General features: G+C 49.1%; 10 protein-coding genes. 5 read left to right on the top strand and 5 right to left on the bottom strand.

What is annotated here, in order from left to right:
- Positions 1 to 411: 411 nt before the first annotated feature.
- The 5 genes from H8S52_RS09465 (at position 412) to H8S52_RS09445 (ending at position 6,899) form a co-directional block, all read left to right on the top strand.
- Positions 412 to 2,997 carry a DUF5686 and carboxypeptidase-like regulatory domain-containing protein gene (locus tag H8S52_RS09465; RefSeq protein ID WP_034536330.1) on the top strand — a complete coding sequence of 862 codons (2,586 nt, stop codon included), beginning with the start codon at positions 412 to 414 and terminating at the stop codon, positions 2,995 to 2,997.
- A gap of 39 nt (positions 2,998 to 3,036) precedes the next feature.
- Complete coding sequence (locus H8S52_RS09460; RefSeq protein ID WP_005653544.1) at positions 3,037 to 3,402, top strand: four helix bundle protein; 366 nt, start codon at positions 3,037 to 3,039, stop codon at positions 3,400 to 3,402.
- 25 nt (positions 3,403 to 3,427) lie between these two features.
- A complete protein-coding gene (locus H8S52_RS09455; protein WP_005653543.1) occupies positions 3,428 to 4,696 on the top strand; it encodes a replication-associated recombination protein A in 1,269 nt (422 codons plus the stop codon).
- Between the two features lie 49 nt (positions 4,697 to 4,745).
- Positions 4,746 to 5,702 carry a D-2-hydroxyacid dehydrogenase gene (locus H8S52_RS09450; RefSeq protein WP_117984775.1) on the top strand — a complete coding sequence of 319 codons (957 nt, stop codon included), beginning with the start codon at positions 4,746 to 4,748 and terminating at the stop codon, positions 5,700 to 5,702.
- 84 nt (positions 5,703 to 5,786) lie between these two features.
- Positions 5,787 to 6,899 carry an endonuclease/exonuclease/phosphatase family protein gene (locus H8S52_RS09445; RefSeq protein WP_117906697.1) on the top strand — a complete coding sequence of 371 codons (1,113 nt, stop codon included), beginning with the start codon at positions 5,787 to 5,789 and terminating at the stop codon, positions 6,897 to 6,899.
- 134 nt (positions 6,900 to 7,033) lie between these two features.
- On the opposite strand, the gene H8S52_RS09440 is transcribed toward H8S52_RS09445, so the two are convergent.
- The 5 genes from H8S52_RS09440 to H8S52_RS09420 form a co-directional block, all read right to left on the bottom strand.
- A complete protein-coding gene (locus tag H8S52_RS09440) occupies positions 7,034 to 10,228 on the bottom strand; it encodes a carboxypeptidase regulatory-like domain-containing protein (RefSeq protein WP_186909695.1) in 3,195 nt (1,064 codons plus the stop codon).
- A gap of 148 nt (positions 10,229 to 10,376) precedes the next feature.
- Entirely contained in the window at positions 10,377 to 12,656 is a 2,280-nt protein-coding gene (locus tag H8S52_RS09435) for a PAS domain-containing sensor histidine kinase (protein WP_186909694.1), read from the bottom strand.
- A gap of 158 nt (positions 12,657 to 12,814) precedes the next feature.
- A complete protein-coding gene (locus H8S52_RS09430) occupies positions 12,815 to 13,018 on the bottom strand; it encodes a hypothetical protein (protein WP_016662945.1) in 204 nt (67 codons plus the stop codon).
- A 410-nt stretch (positions 13,019 to 13,428) separates the two neighbouring features.
- Complete coding sequence (locus H8S52_RS09425; protein WP_117906694.1) at positions 13,429 to 14,781, bottom strand: hypothetical protein; 1,353 nt, start codon at positions 14,779 to 14,781, stop codon at positions 13,429 to 13,431.
- A 19-nt stretch (positions 14,782 to 14,800) separates the two neighbouring features.
- Positions 14,801 to 17,524, bottom strand: coding sequence for a TonB-dependent receptor (locus tag H8S52_RS09420; protein ID WP_117954776.1), 2,724 nt, complete (start codon positions 17,522 to 17,524; stop codon positions 14,801 to 14,803).
- Positions 17,525 to 17,780: the final 256 nt, after the last annotated feature.

Raw genomic sequence — 17,780 nt, 5'->3', positions numbered from 1 at the left:
TTCGGAAAACCGCATAAAAAAGGAGATGTGCCCATACAAAAAAAATGCTGGTCCGGCACATCTCCCCACACTAAACACAGTACTGTAAAAAAGAAGAATAGTTTAAGCAAGTCTGTCCATATATTATCATTCGGAGTCATTCCGTATCGTACGTTACCGTACGGCAAGACAAAAGTATCCAATTATACCAAAGGCTCAAAGTTCCAATCCGCCCCATTCTTCCTATACGGCACAAATCCCGACCTATCCTGCCGATATTGATAAATAAAAGGAAGAAAAAGGCAGTGTTCTCCTGTCGGCTCATCACCTTGCCCATTCCTCCGCCTCTTAAACATCCCTCTCATTCTTTAAAATATATTTGCTTCTTGATTAACAGTAAATTGTTAACTTTGCAGCTTGATTATGAAACGTATGAAACGACTATATAACATTACCCTCATCCTCTTGCTTTTACTATTCGCCTCTGCCGGCGCATCAGCACAGATAAGAGGCGTTATAACGGACTCACTCACCCACGAACCGTTGATGTACATCACCGTGCAATACGAAGGAAAAGGCGTAGGAGGCATCTCCAATGCCGAGGGAGAGTATCAGGTGGAGACACGCAAGGGGTGGAATGAGCTGACCTTTTCCGCCATCGGCTACATCACCAAGAAAGTGAAGTTCGCCCCTGGTACGAAAGTGCTCAACGTGGCGCTGGCGCCTGCCGATGTAATGCTTTCCGAAGTCGTCGTCAAGCCCAAGAAAGAGAAGTATTCGCGCAAGAACAATCCTGCCGTGGAGTTTATGAAGAAGGTCATCGAGCACAAAAAAGCCTTAAAGCTCGAGGAGAACGACTTCTACCAGTACCAGAAGTACGAAAAGATGAAGATGTCCATCAACGACGTCACGCCGGAGAAAATGGAGAAAGGCATCTACAAGAAATTCTCTTTCTTCAAGGACCAGGTGGAAGTGTCGCCCAAGACCAACAAGATGATTCTACCCATCTCCATCAAGGAGACGGCTTCCAGAACCATCTACCGCAAAAGTCCCAAGAGCGAGAAGACCATCATCGAGGGTATGAACTCCAACGGTATCGAGGAGTTCTTCAACACAGGTGATATGTTAGGTACTATCCTTACCGATGTCTTTTCCGACGTCAACATCTACGACGATGACATCCGCCTGCTGCAACGCCGCTTCGTAAGCCCTATCGGACGCGGAGCCATCAGCTTCTATAAGTTCTACCTGATGGACACCCTCATGGTGGACAAACAGGAGTGCGTGCACCTCACCTTCGTGCCGCAGAACCCGCAGGACTTCGGTTTCACGGGACATCTGTACGTAGTGAAGGACTCCACCTATGCCGTAAAGAAAGCCGTGATGAACCTGCCCAAGAAGACGGGTGTCAACTTCGTGGAGAACCTCGACATCGTGCAGCAGTTTGAGCAACTGCCCGACAGCAACTGGGTGCTCACCGACGACGACATGACCGTGGAACTCGCCCTGATGAAAGGCATACAAGGCCTGGAAGTGCAGCGCACCACCAAGTACAGCGACTATAAATTCGATGAGATAGAACCCCGCCTGTTCCGCCTGAAAGGCAGCGTCATCAAGGAAGCCAACATGCTTGCCAAGAGCGACGAATACTGGGCCAAAGTGCGCCAGGTGCCGCTCACCAAAAAGGAAAGTTCCATGGACGTGTTCATGAACCGCATCGAGCAGATTCCGGGCTTCAAGTACGTCATCTTCGGTGCAAAGGCGCTTATCGAGAACTTCGTGGAGACGGGCAGCAAGAAGCACCCCAGCAAGTTCGACTTCGGCCCTATCAACACCATGATTACCAGCAACTACGTGAACGGAACCCGTTTCCGTCTCAGTGGCATGACCACCGGTAACCTGCATCCGCACTGGAGCTTCAGCGGTTACGGCGCCTACGGCACGCGCGACAAGAAGTGGTTCTACTCCGGACAGGCCGCCTACTCCTTCAACAAGCGCGAGTACGTCCTTTGGGAATTTCCCAAGCACTACCTCGCCTTCCAGTACACCTACGATGTGATGTCTCCTATGGACAAGTATCTGGCTACGGACAAGGACAATATGTTCGTGGGCTGGAAATGGACTACCGTAGACCAGATGTCGTACATGCGCGACGCCACCCTGACCTACGAACTGGAAACCAATACCGGCTTCTCCGTCAAGGCCATGGCGCGCCACCGCAACGACCAGCCCGCCGGCATGCTGCAATACTGGAAGAACAACGGCACTACCCCCGGCGAATGGGACGAGAAGAATACCCTGGTGCACGACATCACCACCACCGAACTCGGAGTGACCCTGCGCTACTCTCCCGGCGAAACGTTTGTCAACACCAAGCAACGCCGTGTTCCCGTGTCGCTGGACGCCCCCACGTTCACCCTCTCGCACACCGTCGGTCTGAAAGGCGTGCTGGGCGGCGAATACAACTTCAACCTCACGGAAGCCAGCATCCGTAAACGTTTCTGGTTCGGTTCGTGGGGCAAGCTGGACGTTACCGCCCGTGCCGGCGCGCAGTGGAACACCGTTCCTTTCCCGCTGCTGAACCTGCCCATGGCGAACCTCTCATACATCACCCAGAATAACGAATCGTTCAACCTCATCGACAACATGGAGTTCCTGAACGACCGCTACGCCTCGCTCGCCCTCAGCTACGACATGAACGGGAAGCTCTTCAACCGCATCCCCCTCATCAAGAAACTGAAATGGAGAGAGATGTTCCGCATCCGCGGCATGTGGGGCACGCTGACGGACAAGAACAACCCCTACAAAAGCAGCAACCCCGACCTCTTCCTCTTCCCGATGCGCGACGGCGTGCCCACCAGCCATGTCATGGGCAAGACCCCTTACATTGAAGCCAGCGTAGGCATCTACAACATCTTCAAGCTGCTGCATATAGAATATGTGCGCCGCCTCACCTATACCGACATCCCGGGGGTGAAGAAAGGCGGAGTGCGCTTTATGATATTGATGATATTTTAGTTAGTGATTAGTGATTAGTGATGAGCGAGGAGCGGTTATATGGGAGAGGGAATATTAAAAAACAAATCAATGAACTTTGCTATACGCATTGTGAATTTATATAATTTCTTGAATGAAACCAAACAGGAAAGAATTATGTCTAAACAAATACTAAGAAGCGGTACATCTGTGGGAGCCAATATCAGGGAAGGGCAATTTGCCGAGTCCCCAGCCGACTTTATACACAAATATTCCGTTGCTCAAAAGGAATGTTCAGAAACCCTATACTGGCTCGAATTGCTAAATAAAACAAACTACATCACCACAGAGCAATATGTGTCCTTGGATACCGATTGTACGGAACTGATGAAGATGATAACCTCTTCCATCATCACCCGTAAAAAGAATCTGCCCCCTAATCACTAATCACTAATCCCTAATCGCTAACCCCATGCAACCTTTAGCAGAAAGACTCAGACCCAAGACATTAGACGAATATATCGGGCAGAAGCACCTGGTGGGACCGGGGGCTGTGCTTCGTAAGATGATTGATGCGGGACGCATCTCCTCGTTCATTCTGTGGGGCCCGCCGGGAGTGGGTAAGACGACGCTTGCGCAGATTATAGCCAATAAGCTGGAGACGCCGTTCTACACGCTCAGTGCCGTGACCAGCGGGGTGAAGGATGTGCGCGATGTGATAGACCGCGCCAAGAGCAACCGCTTCTTCTCGCAGGCAAGCCCGATACTGTTCATTGACGAAATCCACCGTTTCAGCAAGTCGCAGCAGGACTCGCTGCTGGGCGCTGTGGAGCAGGGAACGGTGACGCTGATAGGCGCCACCACCGAGAATCCCTCGTTCGAAGTAATCCGCCCGCTGCTCTCCCGCTGCCAGCTCTACGTACTGAAATCACTGGAGAAGGATGACTTGCTGGAACTGCTCCAGCGCGCCATAACCACGGATGTGCAACTGAAAGAACGGCAGATAGAGCTCAAGGAGACTACCGCCATGCTCCGCTACAGCGGCGGCGATGCCCGCAAACTGCTTAATATCCTCGATCTCGTGGTGCAGTCCGAAACCGCAGACCCCGTTGTCATCACCGACGAGATGGTGACCGAGCGCCTCCAGCAGAATCCCCTTGCCTACGACAAAGACGGGGAGATGCACTACGACATCATCTCCGCCTTTATCAAGTCCATCCGCGGCAGCGACCCGGACGGAGCCATTTACTGGTTGGCACGCATGGTAGAGGGCGGTGAAGACCCTGCTTTCATAGCCCGCCGTCTCGTTATCTCCGCTTCCGAGGATATCGGGCTGGCAAACCCCAACGCACTGCTGCTGGCCAATGCCTGCTTCGATACCATCATGAAAGTGGGCTGGCCCGAAGGACGCATCCCGCTGGCGGAGACTACCATCTACCTCGCCACCAGTCCCAAGAGCAACTCGGCCTATATGGCCATCAATGATGCACTCGAACTGGTGCGGCAAACCGGCAACCTGCCTGTTCCCCTGCACCTGCGCAACGCCCCCACCAAACTGATGAAACAGCTTGGCTATGGCGACAACTATAAATATGCCCACGACTACCCCGGCAACTTCGTGCGCCAGCAGTTCCTGCCCGACGAACTGAAAGACCGCCGCATCTGGGAGCCGCAAGCAAATGCCGCCGAACAAAAGCATAAAGAAAGGATGCAGGCCCTGTGGGGAAAGGAAAGATTTTAGAAATGGAAATTCTGCAGAACAACATTAGAAACAACTTATAATAACACTTATGAAAATAGTAGTCCTCGACGGCTATGCCGCCAACCCCGGAGACCTCTCCTGGGACGAACTGAAGAGCCTGGGTGAATGTACCGTTTACGACCGTACCGCCCCTGCCGAAGTGCTTGAACGTGCTGCCGGAGCAGACATCCTGCTGACGAACAAAGTAGTGCTCGATGCAACAACCATCGCAGCCCTGCCCCAGTTGAAATACATCGGCGTACTTGCCACCGGATACAACATCATTGATACCGCCGCTGCCAAAGAACGGGGTATCACGGTTACCAACATCCCGGCGTACAGTACCCCATCCGTTGCGCAAATGGTCTTTGCCCACATCCTCAACATCGCCCAGCATGTGCAGCACTACACGGATGAGATACACAAAGGCCGTTGGACCAACAGCCCCGATTTCTGCTTCTGGGACACTCCGCTCATCGAACTGCGCGGAAAGAAAATCGGTATCATCGGTCTCGGACAAACCGGCTACAACACCGCCCGCATCGCCATCGGCTTCGGCATGGAAGTACATGCATACACATCCAAATCGCCTTTCCAGCTTCCTCCCGAAATCAAGAAAACGGAGCTCGACGAACTTTTTGCCAACTGCGACATCATCAGCCTGCACTGCCCCCTCACCGATTCCACCCGTGAACTGGTCAATGCCGCCCGCTTGAAACAGATGAAGCCCAACGCCATCCTCATCAACACCGGACGCGGTCCGCTGGTCAACGAACAAGACCTTGCCGATGCACTGAACAACGGAACCATCTTTGCCGCCGGACTGGATGTGCTCTCACAGGAACCTCCCCGTGCCGACAACCCGCTGCTCACCGCCCGAAACTGCTACATCACCCCGCACATAGCCTGGGCAAGCGCCGCCGCACGCGAACGCCTCATGCAAATCATGCTGGATAATATAAAAGCTTTCTTGGACGGAAAGCCGATTAATTCAGTAATAAAATAACCAGCAAAAGGGTGTGACGAAAGCTCCGGCAAGCTTGTTGCCGGGGCTTTCGCCACACTTTTATAAAACACACCTGCGTTAATCATGGGAAAAACCGCCGTCAAAGGTCTGTTTCATCTGATACTGATAGCTACCACATTTGCACTGGCTGTTGTCACCATCATCGCATCCCGTTCCGGGCATTACCATCCGGAACATTCCACCATCATGCCCTTGCTGGGACTTGCCGTACCGGTACTGCTGGTATCCTGCCTGATTGTTGCCCTCTGCTGGGCATTGGCACACAGGAAATGGGCGTTCGTCACGCTGACGGCTTTCTTCTTCAATTGGGAATACCTTACAGCTGTTATCCGTTTCGGTTCTCCCCAGGAAGTACCCGCCATCGCACCGGCACCGAACCGACAAGGCGAAAACAGCGATTACCTCACCGTAGCCACCTACAACGTTCATAACTTCGGAAACGAAATTACCGGCTACTCCTGCAAGCAGATTGCCAAGTACATGCAGCAACAACACGTCGATGTACTCTGCTTTCAGGAATTCGGCGAAAACAAACACTTCACGGCAGACAGTCTGCGTCGTGCCCTTTCCCACTGGCAATATGCCATTATCCCTGCAGACGACTCCATCCGCGGCATTCTCCCCATTGCCGTATTCAGCCGCTACCCGCTTATCGGCGGACGTTTCATCACCTACCCTCACAGCGCCAATTGCAGCATGCTGTGCGACATCATTCTGAATACAGATACCATCCGCTTGCTGAACAATCACCTGCAAACTACCAGTGTCAGCCAGAACCGTAAAAAATGGGAACGCGAACTTGCCACCGACAATACACGCCGTGAAGCGCAAGCCGTACAGGATGCAGCGGAAACCCTGCATGAAAACTTCGTGAAACGCGCTTTCCAGACCGACAGCATCTGTCAGCTCGCCACTGCCAGCCCTCACCCCGTACTGGTGTGCGGAGACTTCAACTCCCTACCCTCATCCTACACCTATCACCGGCTCTCCGAGAGCCTCAAGGACGGCTTCAAGACAGGCGGACACGGCTACATGTACACCTACCGTTACGGCAAGCGCATGCTACGCATCGACTATGCCTTCCACTCACCGGAGCTGGAATGCACCGACTACTACTCTCCCAATCTGGATTTATGCAGTGACCACAACCCGGTGATATTTACGGTGAAGTATTAAAAGAGGATTTTAAACACCATCCCACTCTGCCATACCGTATTTCCTCTTACGCTCAAGGTACAATAAAAAAAATAGAGCTGCCCCGGTTTCCCGGAACAGCTCTACCGTAAAAATAAACATGAACAAAAATATCCTTAGAACGTCAAGCGGATACCCACCTGAGCATGCCAGCGTGAGGAAACATCGCTCTTGGTGATTTCGGACTTGTTGTAAATATAGTTAGGAGTGGTCTGACCGTCCACCGTTGTCAGTTTCGTAACGGAAATCGGTGAAAGGTTATAGAGTGAACCATAGGTTGCTCCCCACTTCTTGTTCAGCATATTGGCAAAGTTGATGATGTCGAAAGTAAATTCCAGTTTGCCCAACCCCTTAGGATTATAGATGGTCTGAGCCAGGTGGAGATTGATTTCATGTTCCCACTTGGTGAGGTTGGAGTTACGCTCGGCATACTGTCCGCGATGCTCCTTGGCATAAGCGTCACCTTCAATCCACTGTTTGAAAGCTTGGCGGCTTTCTTCGGCAGTCATGGTTACTTCTCCCTTTTTGTTTGTGGCATCCACGAACTTCATCTTATCCAACTCTTCGTCAGTCGGAATATACAGCAGGGAGTTACCCTTCTGTCCGTCGCCGTTGAAGTCGGAAGTTTCATTCATGGTCAGGCTGTAACGGTTTCCGGAGAATCCGTTGTAGATAACAGAGATAGAAGTGCTCATCCAGTTGTTCCAGTATTTCGGAGTAGTATAAGCCACCTGAGCCATTACGCGGTGAGGAATATCGAACTTGGAGAAACCCAGTTCATTACCGCTGTTGGTGTCGCGGGAGTAGTTGTACTTCCAGTTAGAGTAGGCAACGGAAGAAGTTCCGTCGTTTACAGACTTGGAGTGTCCGAAGGTATAAGATGCAGACATGTCAAGACCGAACCCGAAGTGTTTCTCCAACAAGGCCGAAAGAGCATAGCTATAACCCTTGTTTGTATTCTTCAGGTTGATAATAGAGTAATAGTCACCCGCCTGTACCTTATAAGAAGGAGAAGCGGAAGCCTCTACACCCGGAACGGCATACACCTGTCCGTTTTCCACAAGAGCAAGATTCTCGAAGAATACATTATTCATGGTCTTGGAGTAAACACCCTCGAGAGTCATCTTCACATCACCCGGCAAGAACTGTTCCCAAGCCAGATTGGCACGCAACACCTGCGGATACTTGAACTTCTTGTCGGTAGTCACGATATCCTGCTTCATGCTTCCTGTAGCGGCAGCCAGCGGATTATCCTTGTATTCTCCCAATGAAGGAGCTTCATTGGTATCATTCTTGCCCGATTCATCCTTGGGCTGGAGAGTAGTACCTTTCTGTTCCATACCCGTATTGTTGAACGAGTTACTGAGCCATACAAACGGAACACGTCCGGTAAAGATACCTACACCACCGCGGATAAGCGTGCGGTGTTCTTCGTCGGTATACCAGCTAAAGCCCACACGCGGTGAAACCATCAGCTTGGCACTCGGAGTTTCGCCTACGCGCACACCCATATTACGTCCGGCTGCAAAGTCGTTGAAAGTAGGATTCACAGTAGGTTTGTTGAACAGCAGAGGAATATCGAAACGGATACCGTAGGTGAAGTTGAAGTCTCTTGACACTACCCATTTGTCCTGAGCGTAGAAACCGAACTGACCAGCTTTCATAACAGGAGCATATTTCAGGTTACCACCCGTCATGTCGGGGTCACTGTACTTGTAAGTAAACTTGTAGGGCTTGTCTTGCAGGAAGTGATCCAAAGAGTTATAGTACCATGCACCTTCCGAAGCCTGGATAAACAAGTTGCTGATTTTGTAGATTTCGTTGTGAGTACCGAAAGTCAGTGTATGGTTGCCAAGGTACCAAGAGAGGTTATCCTCAAAGCTATACACATCCTGATTCAGCTTGTTGGCACCGGAAGAGAACTCCGTACCGATATTGGCTGTAATCTTAGTTTCACCGTCACCGCCTGTGACATTGCTGATTTGCACGCAAGGACCTGCATATTCCGTATCGCGGAAGTCACGGACAAACGTACCCGATGCACGCAACTCGTTGTAGAGGTTATCTCCCAGACGGGAGTTCAACTCGGCCACTACCGAATTCATCTTGTTGTTCATGCGATAACCGCTGTTGCCGAAGTAGTAAGTGGTGGAATTTGCTCCGTACACATCTTTATAAGAGTTGTTGTGCTGGTAGCGTACGGCAAGTTTATGCTTTTCGCTGATATTCCAGTCCACACGTGCCAGAAGACCGAAAGATTTCTGTTCGATATCACGTTCACCGTAAGTTTCTTCTATACCGGTGAGCTTCTTGTATTGGTCGGCAATCAGCTTGGCAGTGGTGCTGGTGATGTAATTAGTGGTATATCCCGGATAAGTGCTTGAGGGATAGCTGTTCTTCTTACCTTCTGCACTGACAAAGTAGAACAGTTTGTTCTTGATAATGGCACCACCCAACGTACCACCGTAGGTACGGTCGAACTGCTGGGACATCGGCGACTTCTCATAACCGCGTACGGCGCTATACTTGCCATACATGTTCTGGTTGTTGAAATAAGTGTAAGCTGAACCGTGGGTTTCGTTCGTACCCTGCTTGGTGATGGCGTTGATGCCACCGCCCGTAAATCCGCTTTGGCGAACGTCGTAGGGAGCCACCACTACCTGAATTTCCTGAATGGCATCCATAGAGATAGGATTGGCGCCTGTCTGAGCACCGTTCGTGCCACCGGCAGAAAGACCGAACACGTCGTTGGCCACCGTACCGTCAATCTGGAAACTGTTGTAACGGTTGTTGGAGCCTACGAAAGTGATACCGCCGTTTTTGGAAGTCATAGCCAACGGACTGTTCTTCACGATGTCGTAGATGTTACGGTCTACGGTCGGAGTGTTTTCAATGGCGTTGGCAGAGAAGTTGGTAGCAGCACCGCTTTGTGTTTTGGCATCGGCTACGACAACCACTTCATCCAGCAATTCCGAACTGGGATGCAGTTTTACGTTTTGTGTATAAGTGTTACCCAATTCCAGCATGATACCGGTGAACACTGCGCTCTGATAACCTACATAAGACACCGTAAGCTTGTACGGGCCACCCGTACGCATACCCTGAATCGTATAACGTCCATCCACATTGGTGATAGCACCGTACTGTGTACCGGAAGGCTCATGAACGGCAATAATCGTCGCTCCGATTACCGTTTCACTCTGTTCGTCGGTCACCTTACCGCTGATAGCGGAAGTCGTAACCTGCGCATTTACGCCCACAGCCGTCAGAACCAGCATAAACGTAAAAATAAGTCTTAATACTTTTAACATAATAGTTTTTAATTGGTTTCTTAAAATGTTATATTTTCGAAAACATTGGCAAAGATAAGCAAAATAATATATAAATACATTACAATCATGCTACATTTTTTAAGAATTGAGTCTACAGCTATCCAGATACAACATATAACGTAAAAAACTATTCCACACATGGCAATACCACCGCAAACCGGCTTCCCCGCCCTACTTGCGACTCCACTTCGATACACCCGCCCAACTTTTCTGCTATAGCCTTGCAGATGGCAAGCCCCAATCCCACACCTTGCGAAAACTCACTGCGCTTATAGAAACGGGCGAAAATCATCTCCTGCTCCTCTTTCGGAATACCGATTCCGGTATCTTCCACGTAAATGCTCACCTCGTTGGTAGCAGGCCGGTAGATGTATCCCAACTTGATGTAGCCTTGGGGCGTGAATTTATTGGCATTGTTCAGAAAGTTCGTAATGACCTGCGTCAGCCGTATGCAGTCCACGTTCACAAAGACATCCCTGTCGGAGAAATCCGTGACAAACTCCAGTGACGGGTTAATCAGCACACTATGTGTCTGGTAAATCGTTTCGAGCAGATGATGAACACTCTCCCGGCGCAGGTCGAAAGACATGTTTGCAGTCTCCATGCGCGAGAGCTGCAGTACATCGTCCACCAGTTTCAGCAGCAGTTTGGTATTGGTGTTGATGATGCCTGCATACTCCTGCTTCTCCGCTCCGGACAGCTCCGGATCGTACACCAGCAGATTGGCAAAACCCGCTATGGCATTGAGAGGTGTACGTATCTCATGGCTCATGTTGTTCAGGAACGACTGTTTCAGTTCGGCATGCTCTGCCAGACGACGGGCACGTATCAGTTCCTCTTCATGGTCCTTGATGTCCTGAATGTTCTGCAACACTCCAGTAATGATATGCCTGCCGCCTGTGGTTGCAGACAGCGTACTGTAACGCAGTTCCCACCATTCGTATCCCTCGCCTGTGAAATCGAAGCGGTACTGCCCTTTGTGGCTGCGCACAGTTTCCGACGCGCGATAATTGCGGTAGAACCGTCCCCGGTCGTCAGGATGGATAAAATCCATTATCTCGTCCAAAGTGATACGCTCACGCGGGTGATGGATAACCTCATAGAAGTGCGCGTCGCAGATAATCCCCTCACCTTCCATACGCCATACGTATGTGGAACTTCCACTGATGGCAAGTGCCAGCGTCTCGTGCTCGTAACGCAGGGAGTGCAGTGCCTCGTGTTTACGCCTGCGCTCCACGGAAAGACTTCGGATGAGGAAACCTATCAGCAACAACAGAAGCAGACCGAAAAGGGATGCCATATATAATAAGGTGTAACGGTAACGCTCCGTAAAGGGCATGTACATTATGGTGTATTCCTTGGGAATACAGCTCAGAGGAATACCGTAGCGTTGCAACACGTGCCAGTTCACCACGTACCGTTTGGCACAGTACCTCACTTGCTCGGCAGGCATCCTTCCCCGAAGACGTTCGGCGATCCCCTGCCCCATATCATCCAGTTGCGTTTCAATAGTGGCGAAATAGCCGCCCAAAGCATAGTCCGACAGACCAAAGCCTTTATTTACCGTCGCGAAGCAGGGATTTTGAAAGAAACTGGCAGAGTGCACGGTTATGAAGTTACGGTGGGTGAAAAGGCATAGCGTGCGGCTGCCATATCCCGTCCACGCCACTTGGGTAAGTGAGAGCGAGTCGCTGTTGAGACGAACAATGGCTGTAGTGTCGAAACGTTCGTTTTCCCAATTTACGCCGGGAACCAAGGACGGCAGATCATCGCCCAACTTCCGGTGAGTCGAAACGTGCATACCCACCCGTCCGCAGTAAATCTCGTAGCCTTGTCCGTCGAACTGCTTCATGAGGTCCTCCCATATGAAGCGGTCGAGCACATTGTTACGGTTTATCACGCACACACGGGATTTGCCCATGACACGTTCCAGCATACGTACGGTATTCAGGTAGTCGGGAGCGTCGGCATAGCCCGTCACATTGGGATAGCGTTCCAACAGTTGGCGATTGGGATAATTCACGCCGCTGAACACCACAGGCAAGTCGTGCAACAAAGGATTGCCGCAGGCCATGAGCGAGTAAGTGGCCTGATCATCCAGCACTGCCACAAGATGGGCGCCCCAGCGGGTAAAATCATCAATGAAATCCGAACAGAACTCCTCTTCCTTATCGGACAGCAGACCGTCGCAGTTCAGGAAATATTCGCGGAAATCGCAGGACAAGCCGCGCTTTGCCAATGCTTCACATAGCAACCGACGGGTGCGCTCCGCATCCGGATACCCCTCTTCGTAGGAGTGGACAAGAGCTATCTTATACTGCCTGGTATAAGGCTTATGCCCGCATCCCGACAGGCAAAGCAGAATTAGCCAGCAAGGCAACAGGATAGCTATTGTCTTTATGTTCATTTTGTTTGTTCTTCTTTTGCACTTGCCAAGATAGTAATACATACCGGAAACAAATTGTATTGAATATCGTTGATATTATAAAATAAAAAAAACATTGCCGCTTTTATTTTTGAATGCCCTGCACCATACTTGCCGAGATGTCAACAGTATGTCATCATCTACCACCGCCTTTTCTTCCTGCAGGCTTTCTGCAATGCCACACCGAACAGGCAGCAAGCGCATTTCAATTCTTTTGGGGAAAGTTTATCCAAATTGTCGAGAATACCGGAGATCGAATAGTTTTTATCAAGAAACTCATAAGGGTCGGCAGCTTCTTCCAAATCCTGCTTCATCAGGCAGGTGCATAGAGGACTTTTATCCATTAGTTTATTTTTTGGGTTTATGTAAGGGGTTATCTTATCTGCTTTACAAAAACATGTCGGGAAAACACCCATCGAAAAAACACACCTCACTCCCCTTACGGAAAGAAGGACGCTCAAAGATAACACTTTTTGCCATTATTTACATGATTATGGATAAATAATACAATAAAAAAGAAGAAATAAGCCGTATGACAGGAACATTACAACGGCTGTACCGAATTTGATAAGAGTGAGTGAAATGAATACCTAACTAAATCAGTTCGTTACGCCAACATAGTAATATACTAAGCAATATTTTTACCGACATGAAATCGATTAATCTGTAAGAAAACAAAACGGGAGGAACTGTCCTTTACAGGACAACTCCCCCCGTCTTTTTTCAGAGTTCTTTGAAATGATGTTACATCCTATTATTGCATAACAGGTGCCATTTCATCCCATGTGTAAGCATTATCTTCCTTGCTGTAGTAGAACGACATAGCATAATTACCATTGCCACGTCCGCCATATATCTTATAGATAACAGTATAGCTTATATCCGGGTCGGGATTATCTACCATATCGGGCAACAGGATAAGCGGGAAAGCCTCCTTTGCAAGACGTTCGTCCATGATAACCTGGATTTCCTCATCTTTCAAATCGTTCAGATAGCCGTCTACATTGTAATATTGAGTCCAAGTGGAATACTTGTTGTTGATATTGTTATTCTTTGTATCGGCGCCGAAATAGTACTCGGAAGTTGTGTTCTGCGTACTCATAAACTCCGGTTTGTTTTCCTTCACCCACTCTACCAACTTAGTGTATTCAGCATTGGTGAGAGACAGTTCCTTGATATCGCTGATAAGGTTGGAGAGCTTCCATTCCTTGCCGTCGAATTTCATCACTGTGATGCGCTCGGTAACGGAAACAACAATGGATGCCTTCGGGTTATATACCTCCCAAGCGGAACCGTTGTAACGGTAAATAGTTTTTTTCTCTTTACCGGATACTTTATAAGTTACTTCTACAGTCAGACCTTCCTTGGCAACATAGGTATATTTGTTCTGCAGGAATATCGGCAAATAAGCATCAGCCTGCTCATCGGAAACAAATGTGTCATTAGCTCCCGGCTCGCCAGCTTCTATACCCATAGCGTCATAATCCTGCTCTTCCAATGGAAGTTTCTTATCTGCATCGTAAGGAATAAGCGGCTCTTCTGTCCAACCGTCTGCACCTTTTTTGTAGTATTTAGCCTGAGTAGTGGTAACTCTGTTACTATAATATTTATATATTATCTTGCAGATAAATCCTTCCGCCTTGTCAGCATACTTCCCTGCACAGAAATCCGGCAGATAGTCATTCGGATCGATTCTATACGAGAAGTTATCATGTTCACCCGGTTCATTCTTGCCCGTGCCCATTGCATCATAATCTGCTGTGCTCAACTCATAGGCATCTTCATAAGCAGGTTCTTTCTCCTGAGAAGGCATCACATCCGCCACCTTCACCTTAATCTTTGCCGATGATCCCTTATCACAATACGGATAGGTATCCTCAAGCATTTCGATCAATGCTTTTTCTATGGTCGCCTTTCCTGACTCTTCATCACCCTGCACAAGGCTGAAATAGCCTTCGGTAGGGTACTTCCCGGTAAATTCTCCTTCGTAGTAGACAACGTCTGTCAGAGGTTCCTGGTCGAAGCCGGGGAAGTTATCTTCATTATAGTCGCACGCCGTCATCAGGAACGAGGCAGCGCACAAGCCGTATATTAACTTTTTATTCATAATTATAGCTCTTAAAGGTTTAGAAATTGAATTTCAAGCGTACGGAATAAGTACGGCCGAAACCGTAAAGTACACGTGTTGCGGTTTCCCAATCGTGCTTGCTGCCATCGCGTGCATCGGCAATGTATTCCTGATCCAAGAGGTTGTTAACGTTACCGCTCAAAGTGGCACGTACCTTACCGAAGTCGAAGGAATAACCCGCACTCAGGTCGAATGTGTGGTAGGAAGGTATCTCCCAAGGTTCTGTAACCACGTATTCATTACCCATACCGGCTTGTCCTGCATCGATGTCGTATCCGGCATAGTTGCGGGCAAAGAAGTTCCAGTCCAGACTGAGGCGCAAACCTTTCATAGGACGTACGTTCACACCCAAAGCGGCTGTGGTCTGTGCCGAACCACCTACGTGGATGTTGTCCATCTTGATGTTGGCACGGTATTGCTCTGCATTAGCCATATCGCTCACTACCTCACCGGTCTTCAGGTCGGCAAGCATCTGACCTGCTCCGTTGTAGTAGAAACCTTTCGCGTTACCGTTCCAACGCCAGTCTCCCCAAGAGAACATACCCGTTACATCAAGCCATCTAAGTGGCTTGGCAACGAAATCAAGCTCTATACCCATGTGGTTGGCATTGGCTCCGGTCATGTTCAGCGTCCAGCGGTCTTCTATCTCTACACCTTCCTCATTCTCATAGTCGTATGTACCTGAGTCGTAGAGTGCCTTGTCTTTCCAACGGGTGTAGTAGGCGTTCACATTGGCTGTAAAGAAACCGGTACGGAAACCGTAGCCCAACTCAAAGGACATTACTTTCTCGTTCTTGGCATCGCCGTTGCGTGCATGTGAGTTCTGAGAATTGATGAAAGATGTATCGAACATCGGAGCGCGGTTGATATAACCGGCATTGAAGTAGATGTTGTTGTACTCGTTGAGGTTATAGTTAATACCGCCTTTGACGTTTCCGCCCAGGTAGTGTTTCTTGTCGGACTTGGCATGTGCCTTGTCGTAATACAGACGGTCGTAACGCCAGTAGCTGGTGTTTGAAAGACCGCCGGAAACAAATGCGCTCAGCTTGTCGTAGTTGTATTCCAACTGTGCGAATACACCTTCAGACATTACAAAGCCGTCATAGTCGCGGTATATCACATCGCCTACTCCCAATTTTTGATTCTTGAAATTGGGATCGGCAGCCGCCGCATTATTCTCAACACGTACATTTTTACGGTTGTCTATATCCACGAAGTATGAACCGCCAAAAAGGTCGGTAATCACATTCTGGTGCAATCCTTTGTAGTAACGCAAGTCGATACCGCCATAAAAGTCGAAGTTCTCGCCGAACTTGGTGGTGTAAGTGGAAAGCAATCCATACCATGTATGGTTGTTCATTGCCTTGGACATTATCATCTTAGAACCGGTAGTACTTGCCGCATTCATGGCTTCTACCTCATCGTATGCAAATGTGCCGTCCACTTCGCGGAATTCATTGTTCACCAATCCGTTACTTGCACCATACCACTTGCTGCGGTTGGCAGCATCGCCCGAACCGCTGTAACCGTTACCGCGACCGATGGATACGTACAGTGCCGTACTCAAACTTGATTTGCGGTCTATCTGCCACAGATGGTTCAACGAAATCTGCGGCTTGTGGTATGAGTTTCTGGATGAGTTGAATACCTGTCCGTTTCTGTAACCGAAAGTAGGATTGTACTTATAAGGACTGTCCTCGCCCATGTATTGCTTTACGCGCTGCCATTCCTTGATGGTAAGTCCGTTCTGATTGTTGCGCTGATTGTGCCACTGCGGAGCACCGAACGCAGTCAGAGACAACTGGTGATTATCGTTGAAACGCTTGGCAACACTGGCAAACCAGTTGTAGCCTTCGAACTCCGTACCCTGGATGTATCCGTCGCCCCAGGTCTTACCACCCAGCAATGTGAACGCCCAACCGTCTTTGGACAAACCGGACGATACGCTGAAAAGGATTTTATTGTAACCGTCATTACCCATGCCGTAAGACACAAATCCGCCTCTCTTGGCTTCCGTACTCTTTGTTACGATGTTAATAGAACCGCCCACTGCCGGAACAGATACTTTGGCAGCACCCAAACCGCGCTGTACCTGCATGCTACGGGTTACATCGGACAGTCCGGCCCAATTGGACCAGTACACCTTCTGGTTCTCCATACCGTTCATGGGCACACCATTAATCATCATAGCCACGTTCTCACTCTTGAAACCGCGGATACGTGTTTGGGCATCACCATAACCACCACCGTCTTTAGTGGTATAGATACCCGGAGTGGATTTCAGAATTTCGGGAAACTCCTGCGAACCGAGTTTTTCTTCAATGAACACCGGGTCTACGGTAGATACCGCTACCGGAGTTTTACGGGCCACTGCAACGGACGATGTAATCGTCACATCCGACAGCATCACTGCATCAGGTTGCATCTTGATAGTTCCCAGCTCTACGGAAGCACCCTTCTGTGTAATCTTTTTCTTCTGGTCTTTATAACCGATGTATTTGAAAAGTAACGTGGCATTCGAAGCAACGCTTTGCTTGAAATAGCCGTCAATGTCGGTCACGGAACCTTGAGTGGTTCCCTCTACCATAACGGCAGCACCTACCAAAGGTTCGCCGGTTTCAGCGTCGACAAGCTGACCATGCACTGTGGTCTGAGCCCATGCTGCGGAAGTAAATACCAACAACACGGCAACCAACAGAAATTGAATTAGATGTTTTCTCATAATTCTGCTTTTTGTTAATAGATAGTGTTAATTAAAGTTTAAAATAATATTGAGTTGCAAATATACTATTTATATATCAAATAATTATTACGTTTGCACTACATTTTTTCAGCCTAATAAAGCATTCTAAAAACTTTTTAGGGATATTCAGTAAATGTCCCTAAAAAATAAGATGGCATATGAAGATGATAGGACATGACCACTTCATATGCCATTCTTATTGCCATTTTTCGGTGCTTTCTCACATAATTCTATC

The sequence above is a fragment of the Bacteroides sp. NSJ-48 genome, assembly GCF_014287405.1.
Classification (GTDB): domain Bacteria; phylum Bacteroidota; class Bacteroidia; order Bacteroidales; family Bacteroidaceae; genus Bacteroides; species Bacteroides stercoris.
The sequence above is the reverse complement of the archived record's forward strand: the minus strand, read 5'-3'. Positions and strand labels throughout refer to the sequence as shown.